The 17,364-nt window shown below is 64.5% G+C and carries 15 protein-coding genes and 1 pseudogene; 6 read left to right on the top strand and 10 right to left on the bottom strand.

Annotated features, from left to right (window positions below; translation table 11 throughout):
- Positions 1 to 72 precede the first annotated feature (72 nt).
- Entirely contained in the window at positions 73 to 783 is a 711-nt protein-coding gene (locus tag Q7T10_RS01315; protein ID WP_304745057.1) for a tRNA-uridine aminocarboxypropyltransferase, read from the top strand.
- Here Q7T10_RS01315 and egtB read toward each other — a convergent pair.
- Both egtB and Q7T10_RS01305 read right to left on the bottom strand, forming a co-directional pair.
- Positions 714 to 1,992: pseudogene (gene egtB, locus Q7T10_RS01310) on the bottom strand (ergothioneine biosynthesis protein EgtB). The gene Q7T10_RS01315 and the pseudogene egtB sit on opposite strands and share 70 nt — an antisense overlap.
- Before the next feature lie 156 nt (positions 1,993 to 2,148).
- Positions 2,149 to 2,631 (bottom strand): MarR family winged helix-turn-helix transcriptional regulator, encoded by a 483-nt coding sequence (locus tag Q7T10_RS01305; RefSeq protein WP_304745055.1) that lies wholly within the window; start codon positions 2,629 to 2,631, stop codon positions 2,149 to 2,151.
- 58 nt (positions 2,632 to 2,689) lie between these two features.
- On the opposite strand from Q7T10_RS01305, the gene Q7T10_RS01300 reads away from it, so the two are divergent.
- Both Q7T10_RS01300 and gloA read left to right on the top strand, forming a co-directional pair.
- Positions 2,690 to 3,241 carry a PaaI family thioesterase gene (locus tag Q7T10_RS01300; RefSeq protein WP_304745053.1) on the top strand — a complete coding sequence of 184 codons (552 nt, stop codon included), beginning with the start codon at positions 2,690 to 2,692 and terminating at the stop codon, positions 3,239 to 3,241.
- Positions 3,238 to 3,648 carry a lactoylglutathione lyase gene (gloA, locus tag Q7T10_RS01295; protein WP_304745051.1) on the top strand — a complete coding sequence of 137 codons (411 nt, stop codon included), beginning with the start codon at positions 3,238 to 3,240 and terminating at the stop codon, positions 3,646 to 3,648. Before Q7T10_RS01300 ends, gloA begins: the two co-directional genes overlap by 4 nt.
- Before the next feature lie 13 nt (positions 3,649 to 3,661).
- On the opposite strand, the gene Q7T10_RS01290 is transcribed toward gloA, so the two are convergent.
- The gene (locus Q7T10_RS01290; protein ID WP_304745049.1) at positions 3,662 to 4,345 is read right to left on the bottom strand and encodes a bifunctional 4-hydroxy-2-oxoglutarate aldolase/2-dehydro-3-deoxy-phosphogluconate aldolase; all 684 of its coding nucleotides are present in this window, start codon (positions 4,343 to 4,345) and stop codon (positions 3,662 to 3,664) included.
- Between the two features lie 31 nt (positions 4,346 to 4,376).
- Positions 4,377 to 6,224, bottom strand: a complete 1,848-nt coding sequence (edd, locus tag Q7T10_RS01285) for a phosphogluconate dehydratase (RefSeq protein ID WP_304745047.1) — start codon at positions 6,222 to 6,224, stop codon at positions 4,377 to 4,379.
- 201 nt (positions 6,225 to 6,425) lie between these two features.
- On the opposite strand from edd, the gene Q7T10_RS01280 reads away from it, so the two are divergent.
- Positions 6,426 to 6,941, top strand: a complete 516-nt coding sequence (locus Q7T10_RS01280) for a superoxide dismutase family protein (protein ID WP_304745045.1) — start codon at positions 6,426 to 6,428, stop codon at positions 6,939 to 6,941.
- Between the two features lie 23 nt (positions 6,942 to 6,964).
- Here Q7T10_RS01280 and Q7T10_RS01275 read toward each other — a convergent pair whose 3' ends face one another.
- Positions 6,965 to 7,495, bottom strand: coding sequence for a nucleotidyltransferase family protein (locus Q7T10_RS01275; protein WP_304745043.1), 531 nt, complete (start codon positions 7,493 to 7,495; stop codon positions 6,965 to 6,967).
- A gap of 132 nt (positions 7,496 to 7,627) precedes the next feature.
- Between Q7T10_RS01275 and pdxH the strand changes: the two genes are divergently transcribed.
- Complete coding sequence (pdxH, locus tag Q7T10_RS01270) at positions 7,628 to 8,290, top strand: pyridoxamine 5'-phosphate oxidase (RefSeq protein ID WP_304745040.1); 663 nt, start codon at positions 7,628 to 7,630, stop codon at positions 8,288 to 8,290.
- Positions 8,291 to 8,293: 3 nt separating this feature from the next.
- Here the strand turns inward: pdxH and Q7T10_RS01265 are convergent, their stop codons facing one another.
- The 3 genes from Q7T10_RS01265 to Q7T10_RS01255 form a co-directional block, all read right to left on the bottom strand.
- Entirely contained in the window at positions 8,294 to 9,244 is a 951-nt protein-coding gene (locus Q7T10_RS01265; RefSeq protein WP_304745038.1) for an AEC family transporter, read from the bottom strand.
- Complete coding sequence (locus Q7T10_RS01260) at positions 9,241 to 10,176, bottom strand: YihY/virulence factor BrkB family protein (RefSeq protein WP_304745036.1); 936 nt, start codon at positions 10,174 to 10,176, stop codon at positions 9,241 to 9,243. Before Q7T10_RS01260 ends, Q7T10_RS01265 begins: the two co-directional genes overlap by 4 nt.
- Positions 10,177 to 10,270: 94 nt before the next feature.
- A complete protein-coding gene (locus tag Q7T10_RS01255; protein ID WP_304745034.1) occupies positions 10,271 to 12,391 on the bottom strand; it encodes a bifunctional diguanylate cyclase/phosphodiesterase in 2,121 nt (706 codons plus the stop codon).
- Positions 12,392 to 12,524: 133 nt separating this feature from the next.
- Here Q7T10_RS01255 and Q7T10_RS01250 point away from each other — a divergent pair, with 133 nt between their 5' ends.
- Positions 12,525 to 14,858, top strand: a complete 2,334-nt coding sequence (locus Q7T10_RS01250; RefSeq protein ID WP_304745032.1) for a bifunctional diguanylate cyclase/phosphodiesterase — start codon at positions 12,525 to 12,527, stop codon at positions 14,856 to 14,858.
- Here Q7T10_RS01250 and Q7T10_RS01245 read toward each other — a convergent pair.
- Positions 14,855 to 16,858, bottom strand: a complete 2,004-nt coding sequence (locus Q7T10_RS01245) for a TonB-dependent receptor (RefSeq protein ID WP_304745030.1) — start codon at positions 16,856 to 16,858, stop codon at positions 14,855 to 14,857. The two genes, Q7T10_RS01250 and Q7T10_RS01245, sit on opposite strands and share 4 nt — an antisense overlap.
- A gap of 80 nt (positions 16,859 to 16,938) precedes the next feature.
- Positions 16,939 to 17,313, bottom strand: coding sequence for a hypothetical protein (locus Q7T10_RS01240; RefSeq protein ID WP_304745028.1), 375 nt, complete (start codon positions 17,311 to 17,313; stop codon positions 16,939 to 16,941).
- Positions 17,314 to 17,364: the final 51 nt, after the last annotated feature.

Genomic DNA, 17,364 nt, shown 5'->3' with positions numbered 1-17,364 from the left:
CTTAATAGGGCTGGTCGCAAGACCAGCCCTTTTTTTTGGCCGCTTCACAAGATTGCCCCGAAAATCCCGAACATGCTGCCGGCACCCGATACCAAACGCCCAAGCTGCGCCATCTGCATGCGTCCGCTCAGCGCCTGCATCTGCCAGTGGATTAAGCCGATTTCCCATGTGGTTGAGGTGGTGGTTTTGCAGCACCCGCTGGAAGTGGCCAACGCCAAAGGCAGCGCGCGACTGTTGTGCCTGAGTCTGCCGCACAGCCGACTGGTAACCGGCGAAGAGTTCGACAGGCAGGAACTGCAGGCCCTGCTGACGGCGCCACTGCAGCCGCAGACTGAGGCCGGCAGCCCGAAACAGGCGATCCTGCTGTACCCGGACACGCTGGACGACCCTGCCTCGCGCCTGCCGACGCCGCCCGCCCTGCCCCGCACCTTGTTGCGTGATCCCTCGCAATTGCGCCTGATCGTGCTCGATGGCACCTGGCGCAAGAGCCGCAAGATGCTGTACCTCAACCCGCTGCTGCAACAACTGCCGCGCCTGTCGCTGCGCGACACACCGCCATCCCACTACCTGATCCGCAAAGCCCACCGCCCCGACCAGCTCTCCACGCTGGAATCAACTTGCGCTGCGCTGATGCAACTGGAGGGCAGTGTGGAGCGGTTTCAGCCCCTGTTGACTGCGTTTGACGGCTTCGTGGCGCAGCAGATGGCGCACCATCAGGCGTCGCGCGCCAGCCGCAGGCCGGAGAACTGCCAGCGCGCATCGGGCGGGAAGAAATTGCGGTAGGTCGCGCGCACATGGCTTGCCGGCGTAGCGCAGGAGCCGCCGCGCAGCACGTACTGGCCGCACATGAACTTGCCGTTGTACTCGCCGACGGCGCCCATGGCGGGCTGGAAACCGGGGTAAGGCCCGTAGTCGCTGCGGGTCCATTCCCACACGTCACCAAAAGCCTGCGCCAGGATGCCGTCGGCCACAGCCTCCCGGGGTGCGAGCGGATGCAGGGCGCCGCTCTCCAGAAAATTCCCGGTGCGCGGCACGCCGCCGGCGGCAATCTCCCACTCGGCTTCGGTCGGCAGCCGGGCCTTGGCCCAGCGTGCAAAGGCGTCTGCCTCAAAAAAACTCACGTGACAGACCGGCGCATTGGGGGTCCACCGGCACCTCGCCGTGCAGCGTGAAGGCGTGCCACTGACCATCGCGCTGCGTCCAATAGGCGGGCGCCTGCCATCCGCGATCGGTCACGGCGTCCCAGCCGGCGGACAGCCACAATTCCGGTCGGCGATAGCCGCCATCGCCAATGAACTCGATGAAGTCACCGTGGGTCACCGGGTGTGACGCAATCTGGAAGGCATCAAGCCAGACCCGATGGCGCGGCATCTCGTTGTCGAAACAGAAGCCGCGTCCATCGTGCCCGATCTCCCGCAGCCCTTCTGCAAAGGGTATCCAGCGCCCCTCGCGCGCGAGCACCTGCGTCAGGGGCCATTGCTTCTGGTAGGCGGGCTTTTGCGGATGGCGCGAGAGCAGATGCTTCACGTCCGTGAGGATGAGTTCCTGATGTTGCTGCTCGTGGTTGAGACCCAGTTCGATCAGGTCAGTGACGGCCGCCGGCAATGGGGTCGACGGCGCCCTGTCAAGCAAGGCGAGCATGGCTTCGTCGACATGCTGACGATAGGCAAGCACCTCTTCCAGCCCGGGGCGCGACAGCAGGCCACGTTCGGGACGCGGGTGCTTGTCGCCGATCGCGTTGTAGTACGAATTGAAGAGCACGCGGTAGGCGGGATCGAATGCACGATAGGCAGGACAGTGCGGCTCGAGCACAAATGTCTCGAAGAACCACGTCGTGTGCGCCAGATGCCACTTCACCGGGCTGGCGTCCGGCATCGACTGGATCGTGCAGTCTTCCGCCGACAGGGGCGCGGCGAGCGCCCGTGTGGCCTCGCGGATAGCGAGGTACTTTTCAGCCTGCCCTGGGGTCGCTTCGGCACGCTGACTTGCCATGGTTGAACTGAGCCCTGGATCCACGGTCACCTCCACCAATTCAGGTTTGCAGGCAACCGAGTTTAATCAACGATTGCACCAGCGAGTCTCACACGAACGGGCCCGCAAAGCCACCGAATAATTGCGGCCGCATAAAGATGGCCGGACGCGCTCAGCCTAGCTATTGCTCGCTGCGGCTATCGGGTCCGCCAGCAGCGCCAGCGATTCATCGATCAGGGCATGCAGCGCCAGCATCCGCGGCATGCCCAGCAGGCGGTTGAGGCGGGTCTGCGCCATCTTCCAGTGGCGCTGGGCGTCCTGGCGCTTCTCGCGGCCTGCATAGGTGATGGCGATCAGACGACTGCGCCCATCCACGCCCTCCGCCAGCTGGACCCAGCCCGCGGCGACCAGGGGCTTGAGATTGCGCGTCAGCGTGGAGGCGTCCATCTTCATGGCCTGCGCCAGATCGCCGGGGCGGATCGGACCCAGCTTGAGCACGTGGGACAAGAGCGAATACTGGGTTGTTTTAAGCCCGGCCTGCGCCAGCTCGGCGTCGTAATGCTGTGTGATGCGCCGCGTCAACTGGCGCAGCTTCAAATTGGTACAGCCCTGCAATTTCGTCGCGGCGACCATCGGCGGGGAAAGCGTGTTTGCATTCATGGTTATTATTGTAGCTACAATTGTTGCATATGCAATTTAATGACTGACTGGAGCTGCCATGACCAAACCGAACCACCTGGAAGCCTGGCTCGCCCAGGAACAGACCATCCGCGCCCTGCTGGACGCTGGCGCGGGGCCGGGTGTTGCCCGCCCCGACCAGATCGCCGGCAAAACCGGGCTGGAGTTGATGCAGGCGATGCTGCGCGGCGAAGTACCTTACCCGCCGATTGCGCAAACGCTGGACTTCCTGATTGTGGAAGCCGGCCATGGCCACGCCGTGTTTCAAGGCACGCCCGGTGCCGCCCACCTGAACCCGATGGGCACGGTGCATGGCGGCTGGTTTGCCACCCTGCTCGATTCGGCCCTGGGTTGCGCCGTCCACACCCGCATGGCGCCGGGCCAGGGCTACACCACGGCCGAACTGAGTGTGAACATCGTGCGCGCCCTGACGCCGAAAGTGACACGGGTGCGGGCCGAAGGAAAAGTCATCCACTGCGGACGGCAACTCGCCACGGCGGAGGCCCGCCTCGTCGGCCCGGACGGCACGCTCTACGCCCATGCCACCACCACCTGCCTGGTGTTTGAACTTGCGCCACAATTGACGACATGAGATTTCTTCACACCATGCTGCGCGTTGGCAACCTTCAACGCTCGATTGATTTCTACACCCAGGTACTGGGCATGCAGTTGCTGCGCACCTCGGAAAACCCCGAGTACAAATACACGCTGGCCTTTGTCGGCTACGGCAGCAACCCGGAGCACGCCGAGATCGAACTCACCTACAACTGGGGGGTGGATTCGTATGAAGCCGGCACCGCTTTCGGCCACATTGCGCTGGGTGTGCCCGACGCCTATGCGGCCTGCGAAAAAATCAGGGCCGCCGGCGGCAACGTCACGCGCGAAGCCGGCCCCGTCAAGGGCGGCACCACCGTGATTGCCTTTGTGACCGACCCCGATGGCTACAAGATCGAGTTGATCCAGCGCGCTGAACACGGCTCTGGCGCCGGCCTGCGCTGACACTAGCTATCATCTAGATAGCTACTGAAGCATAAAGGACGGGGGCTACAGCCAATTTCCTCTTGAAATCTTGAGTGTCGCACGCCAGTTGGGTGATGCGCGCCCAGTCGCCCTGTGCCAGGGCGTCCGCCGGCACCAGCCAGGAGCCGCCCACGCACACCACGTTGGGCAGCGCCAGAAAATCCGGCGCATTGTGCAGGGTCACGCCGCCGGTGGGGCAAAACAGCACATCAAAAAATGGCCCGCTCCAGGCCTTGAGCATGGCCGGGCCACCGGCTTGCATGGCCGGGAAGAACTTCAGTTCGGTAAAGCCATCTTCCTGCGCCATCATGATTTCGCTGCCCGTCGCGACGCCAGGCAACAGCGCCAGCCCGACATCGCGGCAGGCCTGACCGACCGCCGGGGTGTAGCCGGGGCTGACCGCAAAGCGGGCCCCCGCCATCGATGCCGCCTGCGCATCCGCCTTGGTGCGCACCGTGCCAGCACCCACCACCGCCTCCGGCACTTCTCTGGCAATCGCCTCGATGCAGGCCAGTGCCTGCGGCGTGCGCAGCGTCACCTCCAGCATGCGGATACCGCCGGCCACCAGCGCGCGTGCCATCGGCACGGCATGCGCCACGTCGTTCAATACGATGACCGGGATGACCGGCGCGTCCTGCATCACCTGCAGGGCGGTCAGTTTCGGGCTTGAATGCATGCAGTTCTCCAGACCATTAGTGGGGGCCGGCTCATAGCCAGCTGCAGGCGCCTGCTTCGGCAGCCAATGCGTTGTGGCGCATGCTGGCAAACAGCTCACGTCCCATGCCAAGACCATTGGCGACACGCAGCGCCTCGGGCATCGTGGCCAGCGCGCGTGCGGCCCATTCGTCGGCGTCCACCAATGCATCCAGCGTGCCGGCCGTGGCGTCCAGGCGAATGCGATCGCCGTTACGCACCTTGGCCAACGGGCCACCCGCCGCGGCCTCCGGCGACACATGGATGGCGGCCGGCACCTTGCCCGAGGCGCCACTCATGCGGCCATCGGTGACCAGCGCCACCCTGAAACCCTTGCCCTGCAGCACGGCCAGCGGCGGCGTCAGCTTGTGCAACTCGGGCATGCCATTGGCTTGCGGCCCCTGCCAGCGCACCACGCAAATGATGTCCTGATTCAGCTCGTCGGCATTGAATGCCTGGTGCAGCGCCTCCTGCGAATCAAACACCCGGCAGGGCGCTTCAATCACATGCCGGTCGTCCGGCACCGCCGAGACCTTGATCACGCTGCGCCCCAGATTGCCCGTCAACAGCATGAGCCCTCCATGCGGGCTGAAAGGCGCACTGGCCGGTCGCACCACGGTGTCGTCCTTGCTGGCACCGGCATCCACCCAGTGCAGCGCGCCACCGGGGGTGTCGGGACTGGCGGCGGGGATGCCGGTGTATTCACGCAGACCGCCGGCGCGCACCGTCAGCACATCGGCGTGCATCAAGCCGGCATCCAGCAACTCACGAATGACAAAGCCGGGCCCACCTGCCGCCTGAAACTGGTTGACGTCGGCGCTGCCATTGGGATAGACGCGCGTCAGCAGGGGCACCACTTCGGACAGGGCCGAAAAGTCATTCCAGTCGATGACCAGTCCTGCCGCACGCGCCACCGCCACCCAATGGATCAGGTGATTGGTGGAGCCGCCGGTGGCCATCAGGGCCACCATCGCGTTGACGATGCTGCGCTCATCCACCACCTGACCAATCGGAGGACATTTGGCCCCTGTCCCGGCGGCGCTCGATCCCCTGCCCTGGAGCACCGTGCGCACCGCTTCGCGCGTCAGCTCCTCCCGCATCGCGGCGCCGGGGTTGATGAAGGCCGTGCCCGGCACATGCAGGCCCATGGCTTCGAGCAGCATCTGGTTGCTGTTGGCGGTGCCGTAAAAGGTGCAGGTGCCCGGGCCGTGGTAGGCCCGGGACTCGGCTTCCAGCAATTCCGCCCGCCCCACCAGGCCTTGCGCGGCCTTCTCGCGCACCCTGGCTTTTTCGTTGTTCGACAGGCCCGAGGTCATGGGGCCGGCCGGCACAAACACGGTCGGCAAGTGACCAAAATGCAGCGCGCCGATCAGGAGGCCGGGCACGATCTTGTCGCAGACCCCGAGCATCAGCGCGCCATCAAACACGTCATGGCTCAAGGAAACCGCGGTGGCCATGGCAATCACGTCGCGCGAGAACAGGCTGAGCTCCATGCCAGCGGTACCCTGGGTGACACCGTCGCACATGGCGGGCACACCACCGGCCACCTGCGCCGTGGCGCCCAGCCGGCGCGCTTCCACCTTGATCAGTTCCGGGTAATGCTGCAAGGGCGCGTGGGCCGACAGCATGTCGTTGTAAGCGGTGACGATGCCAAGATTGGGCGCGCGCTCGGTCACCACCCGAAATTTGTCACTGATGGGCAACGCGGCAAAGGCGTGCGCCACATTGGCACAGCCCATCCGCTCTGCGCCTGGTTTGCGATTGGCGGCCAGCGCCAGGCGTTCGAGATAGGCGCTGCGCGTTGGTTGGCTGCGCTCGCGGATGCGCGCCGTGACAGCCTCGACAGTGGAATGGAGTTTCATGGCATGTTGGTAACAAAATTACAAGTGCCATGGTACTCCTGAACCCCTGCGAATAGGTGCACTTGCCGTTACCAGTTGGTTACCAAAACAGCTGCACTGGACAGGTCGGGACAAAGCTTCAGGCTGTGAGACGTCGCCTTGCGCGATCCGCCCGATTGCCCTACATTCGCAGCTCACATTCCAACCAGAGGGGGGACTCCAATGATTCGACTTGTTGCACCTGTTGCTGCGGCTTTCTTCGTGACTGCCTGCGCCACCTCGCCCTCCGGCCCTTCTGCTTCGGCCCAGTTGATGGCCACCAAAGGCAACGCCGTGAACGGTCACATTCAGTTCGCCCAGAAGGGTGACAGGGTATTGGTCACCGGTGAAGTCCGGGGGCTCAAGCCCCATGCGGAACACGGCTTTCATGTGCACGAAAAAGGCGATTGCGCCAGCGGCGACGGCATGAGTGCCGGGGGGCATTTCAACCCCGACGGCAAGGCGCATGGGGCACACGGACACGGCGAACACCATGCCGGCGACGTGCCCAGTCTGAAAGCCGACGCCACCGGCACTGCCCGCTTCAGCTTCGAGTCCAGCACCCTGTCAGTGGGGAGCGGCAAGGGAGACGTAGTGGGCCGCGGCCTGATCGTGCACCGCGATCCGGACGACTACAAGACCCAGCCCACCGGCAACTCGGGTCCGCGCCTCGCCTGCGGCGTTATCACCAGGAACTGAGCACAGACCTGATCCTCAGGCCTTCACACACCTTGCAGCAGCCGGGCGGCGGCCTGCAGATCCTCGACGGTGTCGATGTCGGTCACGCAGCCGACATCATTCACTATCAATTCAATAGCAGCATGTGCACTAACGACGGGGGCTGCGCCCTGATTTCCCTTCAATCCCAGAAGTTCCGGGCCACAACGGGCAGAGAAGCCGACCGGGTGCCCGCGCTGGCCGCGGTAGACCGGCACCACTACATCGCGATCACTCAATGCCGCCGCCACGGCACACAGGGTATCGCTTTGGATCAGGGGCAAATCACCGGGAAGAATCAACCAACCAGAAGCCTGTGGCGTAGCCCGCACCGCGGCCGCAATCGAGTCGCCCATGCCGGGGTGGCCGGCGTCTTCAAGATGCCACGGCAGACCACTGGCCCGCACGGCATCCAGCGTGTGTTGCAGCACGGACTTGTCTCCCAGCCGCGCCTGCAGCTTGTGGGTGGTGCCGCCTGAGGCGGCATAGCGCTCACCGCGCCCGGAGGCCAGAACAATGACGGTAGGCAAGTTCACGTGAGTACAGAGCCCGCCGTGCCATGAATGTGAAATTGGACGCTCATCGTGTTGCCTTCCGGGTAGTTTTGGTGTTTGACGAGATGCAAAAGCCCCGTCTATTCTCGCCCCGGACCTGCCTATACTGCTCACATGACCTCCATAGCCGACCTCCGCAAGAGCTACGAACGCGCTGAACTCAGTGAAGACGCCTCGCACGCCAATCCCCTCCTCCAGTTTGAACAGTGGCTGAAGGAAGCCATTGCCTCCGAGGTGCCCGAACCCAACGCCATGACCGTGGCCACCGTGGCCAGCAACCTGCGCCCCAGCACCCGCGTGGTGCTGATCAAGGGCTATGACGAACGCGGCATCACCTGGTTCACCAACTACGAGAGCCGCAAGGGACAGGAACTGGCCGGCAACCCCTATGCCGCCCTGCAGTTCCACTGGGTGGAACTGGAACGGGTGGTGCGCATCGAAGGCGTAGTGGAGAAAGTCAGCGCGCAGGAAAGCGACGACTACTTTCGCAGCCGCCCGCTCGATTCACGCATTGGCGCCTGGGCCTCGCCGCAAAGCCAGGTCATTTCGGGCCGTGGCGTGCTGGTGGCCAACGCCGCCAGATACGGGGCGCAGTTTTTGCTGCGGCCCCCGCGTCCGCCGCACTGGGGTGGCTACCGCCTCAAACCCGACCACTGGCAATTCTGGCAAGGCCGCAAGAGCCGTCTGCATGACCGGCTGCGCTACACCCTGCGCGACAGCACCGGCACCCCGTCAGCAGGCGAACCGGTCTGGATCAGGGAGCGGCTGGCCCCTTGAGCTTCATGGCAGCAGGCTGACCAGCGCCATCACCAGCGAAATGGTGAGCAGCCCCAGCGCGGTGGACACCGCCACGCTGGCCGTGACCAGGTCTTCAGCCACTTCGTAACGCTGCGAGAACATGAACACGTTGGCGCCAATCGGCAGCGAGGCGGTGACGATCATCACGGTGAGCGGCAAGCCGCTCAAACCCAGGGCGATACAGAGAACGGCCACGACGGCCGGAAAGACCAGGTTTTTGGCCAGCGTCAGGCCCAATGCGCCCTTGAGTTGCTCCCCCACCCGCACGTTGGTCAGCGTGACCCCCACCAGCACCAGCGCCAGCGGGCCAAACGCATTGCCCAGCAGTTGCAGCGGGCGGTCCACCACCGCCGGCAGCACCAGGCCGGTCTGCGCAAAAAGCAGCCCGACGATGATGGGCAGCGGCACCGGGTGAATGATGCCGTTGCGCACCGCGCCCAGCACCGTCAGCATCATGTGCCGCCCGCCCCCCGTGCCAGCCGCCGCTTCTTCGCGCGCCACCGCCAGCTCCAGCACCACGGTTGCCAGGGTCAGCAGCACGAGCGCGTGCACAGAAATCAGCGTGAACAGCGTCACCAGCCCGGCGTCACCGTAGGCCAGCCCCACCAGCGGCGTCCCAATCGCCAGGGTGTTGCTGAAGGTGGCCGCCAGCGCCAGCACCGCGGCCCGGCGCGTGCCGCCCTGCCAGAGCAGCATGGCGCCAAACAGCAGAAAAGCGCCCACAAAATACATGGCTACCGGCTTGAAGTTGAGCTGCTCCACATGCACCGTGCTCATGGTGCGAAACAGCAGTGCCGGCGTGAGCACCATGAACACCAGGTTTGACAAGTCTTTTGTGGCCTCAGCCCTTATCCAGCCTGCGCGACCAGCTATAAAACCAATAGCAATCAGCAAGACAACGGGGATCAGGGCAGACAGGACCGGATGGCTCACGGGAGATCGCCTTTGGCATCCGTTGCGCTGGCGGCCCCGCCTGAGCGGGTCGGCACGACTGCGACCGGCTTCTGTACCGGGAGCGCTGCCTTGGACCCGTACTCGTGCGAGTAGACCCAGGTGAACTCGGCACCCAGCAGAAAAATCTGCGCCGAGAAATAGACCCATACCAGCAGCACCACCAGCGAACCGGCGGCGCCGAAGCTCGATGCCACGCCGGTCGTGCCCAGATAGAGACCGATCAGGAATTTTCCGATTTCAAACAGGAGCGCGGTGACCGCCGCGCCGACCCACACGTCCCGCCACGCGATGCTGGCCCGTGGCATCAGCTTGTAGATCATGGCAAAGAGCACCATCGTGATCGCGAAAGAAATGCTGAAATTGATCGCTTGAAGCACACCCTCCCAGCCCTGGAAGACACCATCGCTCCACCGGCCAAATGCTGCGATCACGGCGCTGACCACCAGGGACACCAGCAGCAGGAACGCCAGTCCCAGCACCAGTCCGAACGACAGCAGGCGCGTGCGCAACAAAGTCCACAGGCCGTTCTGCTTCGCCGGGGCGGGAACCCGCCAGATGCGGTCAAGGTCGCTCTGCAATTCCGCGAACACGGTCGTGGCGCCGATGAGCAGCGTCACCAGGCTGATCGCCGTTGCCACGATGCTCTGGGCCGGTTCATTGGCGCTTTTCAGCAGCCCCTGCACGGCGATGGCGCCTTCCTGTCCAATGAGGTCCTGTATTTGCGCGACGATTTCGCCACGGGCCGCGTCCTGGCCAAAAACCAGACCCGCCACCGCGATGACGATGATGAGCAGCGGGGCCATCGAGAACAGTGTGTAGTAGGCGAGCGCAGCACCCATGCTCGGGGCGTAATCGTCCACCCACATTTCGACGGACTTGGCTGTCAGGTCCCAGATCTGCTTGAGGTTCATGCCAGTCTCCGGGTATGGTAATGGGCCAGTATAAGTAAAGGATTGGGCGGCTGGCACCCACTGAGGGAGCGGGGCAATCCCGCCGGGGATGGGGCTATTCGCGCAGAAAAAATCGTTCCAGCGCTTCCACCGGCGCTGGGTGACCAAAATAGAAACCCTGAAAGTTGTGGCAGCCTTCGCGTTCCAGAAAATCGCGCTGCGCCCGGGTCTCCACGCCTTCGGCAATCACCGTCATGCCCATCCGCTGCCCCAGTGCCACGATGACACTGGCAATCACCGCGTCCCGGGGGTTGCTCAGGGCCTCATGCAGGAAAGACTGGTCGATCTTGAGCTGGTCCAGCGGCAGGCGCTTGAGATAGCTCAGCGACGAATACCCAGTGCCAAAGTCATCCAGCGCGAAACCCACACCATGCGCCTTCAGGGCCATCATCTTGGCAATGATGTCGTCCACATCCTTCACCAGCAGGCTTTCCGTCAGCTCCAGCTTGAGCCGTGAGGCCGGCGCGCCGGCGCGGTCAATCGTGGCCAGCACCTCGCGCACGAAGTCCGCGCGATGGAACTGGATGGCGCTGACGTTGACGGCCAGCGTCAGATGCGCGGTGTGCGGCTGACCGGCCCAAGCCTTGAGTTGATGACAGGCCGTCTCCAGCACCCATTGACCCAAAGGCAATATCAGCCGGGTGTCTTCGGCCAAGGGGATGAAGTCCGCTGGCGACACCATGCCGCGCCGGGGATGCTGCCAGCGCACCAGCGCCTCCACGCCGGTCAGGCGGCCCTGCTCGTCCACCTGCGGCTGGTAATGGAGCAGGAACTCGCGCTCCTGCAGGCCATGGCGCAGGTCTGCCTCCAGCGCCGCGCGGGCAGTCATGGCGGCCTGCATTTCCGGATCAAAAAAGCGCAGGGTATTGCGCCCGGCGTCCTTGGCCTGGTACAGGGCCAGGTCGGCGCGCTTGAGCAGTTCGTCCACCGAATGGTGGCTCTCGCTGAACAGCGCCACACCCAGGCTGGCGCTGCTGTGGTGCGTCAGCTGGCTGAACTGGTACGGCTGGCGCAGGGCCACCAGTATCTTCTCGCCCACCGCCTCGGCCCGGGTGGCCGCCTCGGTGAGGCCCTCGCTCAAATCCTGCAGCATGACCACGAATTCGTCGCCCCCCAGCCGGGCCACCGTGTCGCCTTCGCGCACGCATTCATTCAGGCGCCGCGCCACCTGCTGCAGCAGGAGATCGCCCTGGTCATGCCCCAGCGTGTCGTTGAGATTCTTGAAATGATCCAGGTCGATGAATAGCAGCGCCCCGGTGTGGTGACTGCGCGCGCAACTTGCCAGCGCCTGTCTCAGCCGGTCCGTCAGCAAGCGCCGGTTGGGCAGTCCGGTGAGCGGGTCATAAAACGCCAGTTGCTCGATTTCGGCATCCGCGGCCTTGCGCCTGGTGATGTCCGTGAACGTGCCCACGTGATGGGTGATCTGGCCCTGACCACCCCGGACCGCAGTGACAGTGAGCCATTCCGGGTAGACCTCGCCGCTCTTGCGCCGGTTCCATATCTCGCCCTGCCAGGCGCCCGTCTGCTGGATGCCTGCCCACATGGCCTCGTAGAAAGCTTCGTCCTGCCGGCCTGAGCGCAGCAGGCTCATCCTTTGCCCCAGCGCCTCGGCGGCACTGTAACCGGTGATCGCCGTGAACGCCTGGTTGACGCGCAGAATCAGGCCATCAGCATCCGTGATCGCCATCCCCTCATGGGATTCAAACGCCACGGCGGCAATGCGCAAGTCATCCTCGGCCAGCTTCCGATCGGTGATGTCGCGTATGTGGGCACAAAAAAAATGAACACCGTTCTGCAACAGGGCGGCAATCGTCAGCTCGATGGGAAACTCAGAGCCATCGACCCGCATGCCCCGTACTTCCACCCGCTGACCGACGATGGTGGGCGTGGCCGTCCTGATATAGCGCGCCATGCCCTGGCGGTGGGCCTCGCGGTGCGCCGGCGGCACGATGAGCTCGGCCACCTCGCGTCCCAGGGTCTGCGCCTGCGAGTAGCCGAACATGCGCTCGGCCTGCCGGCTCCAGCCCGTCACCCGGCCGGCCTCATCCATGTTGATGACGGCATCCAGCGCCGCTTCAAGATTCAGTTGGGCGCGCTCAAGCCTGTCCCGCAGCACTGCGATGGTGGCAAGTGATTCCTCGCTGGCGGCCGGGGTATTGGAAAGGTCCAGTGTCATGAAGCCGTATTTTCACAGACATGGCCACTCTGCGCGTGCGCGCTGCCATTCGCCTGCGTCTTTGACAGCCTTCTTCGTCGTCCCGGTGGTGTTTGTGTGCGGCTAGAATTCCGGACACACTTAAAGGGCACCGTTGGACGTCCTAGCCCTTGCTGGCCGCATGATCTATCCGTTTGTTTTCAGTTCATTGGCGACGGTCATCATCGGCTTCGCCTTGCTGCTGCATTGGCGCAAGTTCCCGGACGCCAAGTTCACACGCGACCTGGGCCTGGGCTACCTGATTCATGCCGCTGTCCCGCTCTTCTATTTTGCCTACACACAAGCCAGCGACGTCGGTCAGGCCCTGGCGCTGGCGGGCACGTTTGCCTGTGGTGTCGCGTATTGGACTTTTCTGATATTGGGCGTCGCCCGCCTGGCCAACCGCCAGTTCTCGGGGCCGATGGTCGCCGTGCTTGTGCCCGTGTTGTCGCTGGTGCTGGGTTACCCCCTGTACCAGCACGACTGGCCACTGGCCAGCGCAATGTCCGGCCTCATTACATTTGGCGTCGGACTGGTGGCCTGGTCCTGGCTGTGGCCGAGTCCGCGATCGGAGCGTTGGGTGGGCCCGCTGCTTTGTTTCATGGGCGTGATCCATTTCACACCGGTTGCGTTCGGGGTCGACGCGGTTGCCGCCCAGGTCACTGCCAACACCCTGCTTCGACTCGTGCTGGGGCTGGTGTTGTTGCATACCGGCTTGCAGCTCTCCATCGTGGACGCCAGACGTCTGCGCCTGCAGAGCGAGCGCCTGACCGAGAACTCCCACCAGGGCGTTGCGGTGGCTTATGCGGCGCAGGTCGTGTACTGCAACCCGGCGTTCCTCAGGATTTATGGTGTGACCAGTCTGCAGGAGGCGTCGGCCGAATGGATCAGTTCCTGCATTCCTGCCGATGAACTGGCATCGATCATGAAGATGCGGCACCAGGTTCTGGACGGCACCCTCGCGGAGGCCCGCTGGGAAGGCTTGCGCCGGCGCAAGGACGGCACGCCTTTGCACCTGCACTTTGTCATCTGGCGCACCGAATGGAACGGCCAGCCCGCGTTGCAGACAGTGATTACCGACGACACCGAGCATCACGACAGGATGGCCACCCTGCTGCACCAGGCGACGCACGATGAGCTCACTGGTTTGCCCAACCGCGCAGCGCTGCTGCAGCGGCTGCGCGAGCGCTGCCACGCGCCAGCGCCCGGCGCCGATTTCGGTCTGGTGGTGCTGGACATCGACCGTTTCAAGCTGTTCAATGACGCCCACGGCCATTCCGTGAGTGACGAAGTGGTCAAAGCCATGGCCGGCATGCTGCAACGTGGCCTGGCCGAGGTGGCCGAGGTGTCGCGCCTGGGTGCCGACGGTTTCGCGCTGCTCACCAGGGCCGGTGTGGCGCCGTCGGAGACGCACGAATTGGCGCAACGCGTGCGCCAGATGCTGGCGTGGCCGCTGGTGCTGACGGCGCAGGAGTTCTTCATCGATGTTTCCATGGGGATCGCCTTGTTCCCGCAAACGGGTACCGACGCCGAATCCCTGCTGCGCGCCGCCAATGCCGCCATGCGTGAAGCCAAGAAAACGCCCGGCACCTCGGTGCTCGTGGCCGACCCGCGTTTTGAGCGTGGTTCGGGCGAAATGCTGGAGCAGGAACAGGCGCTGCGCGCCGGCATCATCAACCGCGAATTCAGTCTGGCCTACCAGCCCAAGGTGGATGCGGCCAGCGGCGCACTGCTCGGTTTTGAAGCGCTCGCGCGATGGCAGCGCGCAGGCATTGGCCACGTCAGCCCAAGCCAGTTCATTGCGGTGGCCGAGCGCACCGGACTGATCGGCTCGCTGGGCATGCTGTTGCTGTCACAGGCGTGCGAGCAGGTGGCGCGCTGGCGCGAACAGGCGACCCGCCTGGTGCCGGTTGCGGTCAACGTGTCACCCCTGCAAATGCTGGACCCCCGGTTTCCACAACTGGTCAGCAGCACACTCCAGCGTCACGGCATCCCCGCGGACTTGATCACGCTGGAGGTGACCGAGAGCGCCGCGACAGCCAACATGGAACAGACGCGCGCGCAACTCATCCAGTTGCGCGATCTGGGTGTGACGGCGGCGCTGGACGACTTCGGCACCGGCTTCTCGTCGCTGGACATGTTGCGCAGCCTGCCGCTGAATGTCGTGAAGATCGATCGAAGCCTGATCGACCCGATGCCGGCCCCCGATGCCATCGCGGTGGTCCAGGCCATCTGCCAGCTTGCTGCCGTGCTGAAGCTCCGGGTGGTGGCGGAAGGCGTCGAGACCGAGGCGCAGGCCGCCGCGGCGCAGCAAGCGGGCTGCCACGAAATTCAGGGCGACTTCTATGGTGAGGCCCTGAATCCGGACGTGGCCCTGCAGTGGCTGCATGCGGGTGAGCAGCCGCGCCTTGTCATGGCGCGGTCTGATCTTCCGGCGCGGGTGGTCTAGAAACTCGCCTGCAGGCCCACCTTCAGACTGCGTCCTGGCAGCGGCGCCTTGCCCGCTGCCGTCTGAGTCAGGATGGAGGTGGCGGAATAGGCCAGGGTGTCGCTCAGGTTATCAATCCTGGCAAACCACAGCAGATTGGCGGCGCCGGCCTTCACGCGGTAGCCCAACCAAGCGTTCCACAAGGTGTAGGCGCCCGTGCCGAGCTGGCCGACGGGCCCTTCCGTCTGGGCGGCCACATGGCTGGCGCCCAGGCGCGCATTCCAGGGGCCCTGTGCCCACAACAGCGTGGCACCCACGCGCGCCGGGGCGATGCGCGGCAGCGGCTGACCGGTGCCGGTGTTCACGGCGTGAACCAGGTCGCCGCGCAGCTCCAGATCCACCGTTTGCGCGCCGTCCAGCAGTCGCGCACTGCCGCTGGCCTCCAGCCCGGTGAAGCGGGCCTGCACCTGGGTATAGGCGTATTCAGGCAAGGCATCGCGGATGGCGCCAGTCGCTTCCTGCGCGATGTAATTGTTGAACTGATTGACAAACGCACTGACGCCAAACCGATGGGCGCCATGCTTCCAGTTCACGCCCAGGTCCAGGTTGGTGGATTGCTCCGGCACCAGGCTGGCGTTGCCGACCTCATAGCTGTGGGTGGCGAGGTGCGGTCCATCGGCAAACAGCTCGTAGTCCTTGGGCGCGCGCTGGGTGTAGGCCAGATTGGAGCTGAGCTGCCAGCCCGGCGCCATGTTCCACAAGGCGCCCAGTGCGTAGCTGGCCGGGGCAAAGCTGCGGCTGCCCGGCGCAAAGCGGGCCATGAGCGGGTTGCCGAAAGATTCGACCGTCACCGACTCGATGCGCGCGCCAGCGCTCAAGCGGCCCCAGCCGGTACCCAACTCCTCATAGGCAAACAGGGCGGTCTGACGGGTTTGGCTGTAGGGCGCAAAGGCTTCTTCGCCATCGGCAGAAAAACGGGAGGTGTCGGCCTGCAACCCCACAACACCGTCGAGTGGGCCCAGCCTGGCGTGGCGTGCTTCCAGCCGCAGGTCGTTGCCGCTGTTTTTGAACACGGTGCCGGCGGTGGCGCCTTCGTATTCGGTGTGTTCGTAGACGCTACGCCCGAGCTGACCCTTGACGCTTTGGAACAAGCCGCCCAGGCCGCGCAGTTCGCCCTCCAGCGCATAGCGGTCCGACTTCATGCCGATGGTCACTTCGTCCTCTGCCACCGTGCCGTAGTCGCTCAGAAATCTGCTGACCGATGCACCCACATAGCCCTGGCTGAAAAACACCGAGCCGCCCACGGCCCCGCCCCGGGTGTCGCTGGCCGAGTTGCAAATCTTGTTGGCCAGACTTGGTGCGCCGGGCTTGCTGCAAGCCAGGGCCAGCGGCACCGACACGTCGCCGGTCGTGCGATTGAAAACATCGGCATGCAGGGCATAACGATCATTGCCGCCTTCCAGCAAAAAGCCGCCGCCCTGCTCGGCGTTGCCGCTGGCCAGCCCGAAGTCCACCTTGCCTGTCACGCCCCCCTTCGCGTCAAACAGGGCTTCACGGGGAATGCGGTTGTCGATCACATTGACCACGCCGCCAACGGCGCTGCCACCGTACTGCAGGGCGCCGGGGCCGCGCAGCACTTCAATGCGTTCGATGCTCAGGGGGTCTGCGGTGACAGCATGGTCGTAACTCAGGCTGGAGGCATCCGCCGTGGCGCCGCCATTGTTCAAGATGCGGATGCGGTCCCCGTCCAGGCCGCGAATGATGGGGCGGCTGGCATTGGGGCCGAAGTAGGTGCTGCTGATGCCGGGCGTGCCGTCAAGCGTTTCGCCCAGCGTGGTCTTGGTTCGAAATAGCAGCTCGGCCCCCGAGTACTGGGCGGCAGGGGCGATTAAATCAGTAGCACCCAGCGGGTTGCCGGTAATGGTGACGGGGGCCAGTGTGACCTCTGGCGGCGTCTGGGCGAACACGGTCGCGCCAGAGAGGGAGCCCAGCGATACGAGGGCGAGCGAGAATTTTTTCATGAGAGAGGTCCGTTGAATCGAAAAGACACGACTGCCCGCCAGCAATCGGGCCGGCGAGCAGTGACTTGCACAGGGGGGATTCAGCGAGCCGAAGGAGGGCCGCGCGCCTGGAACAGCGCATGCCAGCGGGCCACAGCCAGGCCCGGGAGAACAGAAAAGGCAAAAGGCTGCAGAACCAGAGGCAGCGCCAGCACCGGCACGCCCGGCATGGCGTCAAAGTGGCTGGACTGGTCGTACAAACGGCATTCAGGATCACCGTCGTGGCTGATGTGAGCACTGAACAGCCGGGCCAGGAAGTCGTCCGCGTCGTGATCGATTTCAGCCATGACCGCGGCCGCATTCGGCACCGGCGCCACCTGCGCGGCAGTCCCGGCGGCAACGGACGGCCGGTGCGCGATGCCATGCAGCAGACCCAGGGTCTGGTTGATTAGCAGAACGAGCGCGAGCACGCCCATCGGGAGCAGAGCCCAATGCCGTTGCAGGAATCTTCGCGTCGTCAAAACAGG

The organism is Rhodoferax sp., assembly GCF_030646845.1.
GTDB lineage: Bacteria > Pseudomonadota > Gammaproteobacteria > Burkholderiales > Burkholderiaceae_C > Rhodoferax.
The sequence above is the reverse complement of the archived record's forward strand: the minus strand, read 5'-3'. Positions and strand labels throughout refer to the sequence as shown.

Excerpts from the sequence above, each read along its gene's own strand:
- Q7T10_RS01315 (WP_304745057.1), top strand. The coding sequence starts at position 73 with ATGCTGCCGGCACCCGATACCAAACGCCCAAGCTGCGCCATCTGCATG.
- Q7T10_RS01305 (WP_304745055.1), bottom strand. The coding sequence starts at position 2,631 with ATGAATGCAAACACGCTTTCCCCGCCGATGGTCGCCGCGACGAAATTG.
- Q7T10_RS01300 (WP_304745053.1), top strand. The coding sequence starts at position 2,690 with ATGACCAAACCGAACCACCTGGAAGCCTGGCTCGCCCAGGAACAGACC.
- gloA (WP_304745051.1), top strand. The coding sequence starts at position 3,238 with ATGAGATTTCTTCACACCATGCTGCGCGTTGGCAACCTTCAACGCTCG.
- Q7T10_RS01290 (WP_304745049.1), bottom strand. The coding sequence starts at position 4,345 with ATGCATTCAAGCCCGAAACTGACCGCCCTGCAGGTGATGCAGGACGCG.
- edd (WP_304745047.1), bottom strand. The coding sequence starts at position 6,224 with ATGAAACTCCATTCCACTGTCGAGGCTGTCACGGCGCGCATCCGCGAG.
- Q7T10_RS01280 (WP_304745045.1), top strand. The coding sequence starts at position 6,426 with ATGATTCGACTTGTTGCACCTGTTGCTGCGGCTTTCTTCGTGACTGCC.
- pdxH (WP_304745040.1), top strand. The coding sequence starts at position 7,628 with ATGACCTCCATAGCCGACCTCCGCAAGAGCTACGAACGCGCTGAACTC.
- Q7T10_RS01260 (WP_304745036.1), bottom strand. The coding sequence starts at position 10,176 with ATGAACCTCAAGCAGATCTGGGACCTGACAGCCAAGTCCGTCGAAATG.
- Q7T10_RS01255 (WP_304745034.1), bottom strand. The coding sequence starts at position 12,391 with ATGACACTGGACCTTTCCAATACCCCGGCCGCCAGCGAGGAATCACTT.
- Q7T10_RS01245 (WP_304745030.1), bottom strand. The coding sequence starts at position 16,858 with ATGAAAAAATTCTCGCTCGCCCTCGTATCGCTGGGCTCCCTCTCTGGC.
- Q7T10_RS01240 (WP_304745028.1), bottom strand. The coding sequence starts at position 17,313 with ATGGGCGTGCTCGCGCTCGTTCTGCTAATCAACCAGACCCTGGGTCTG.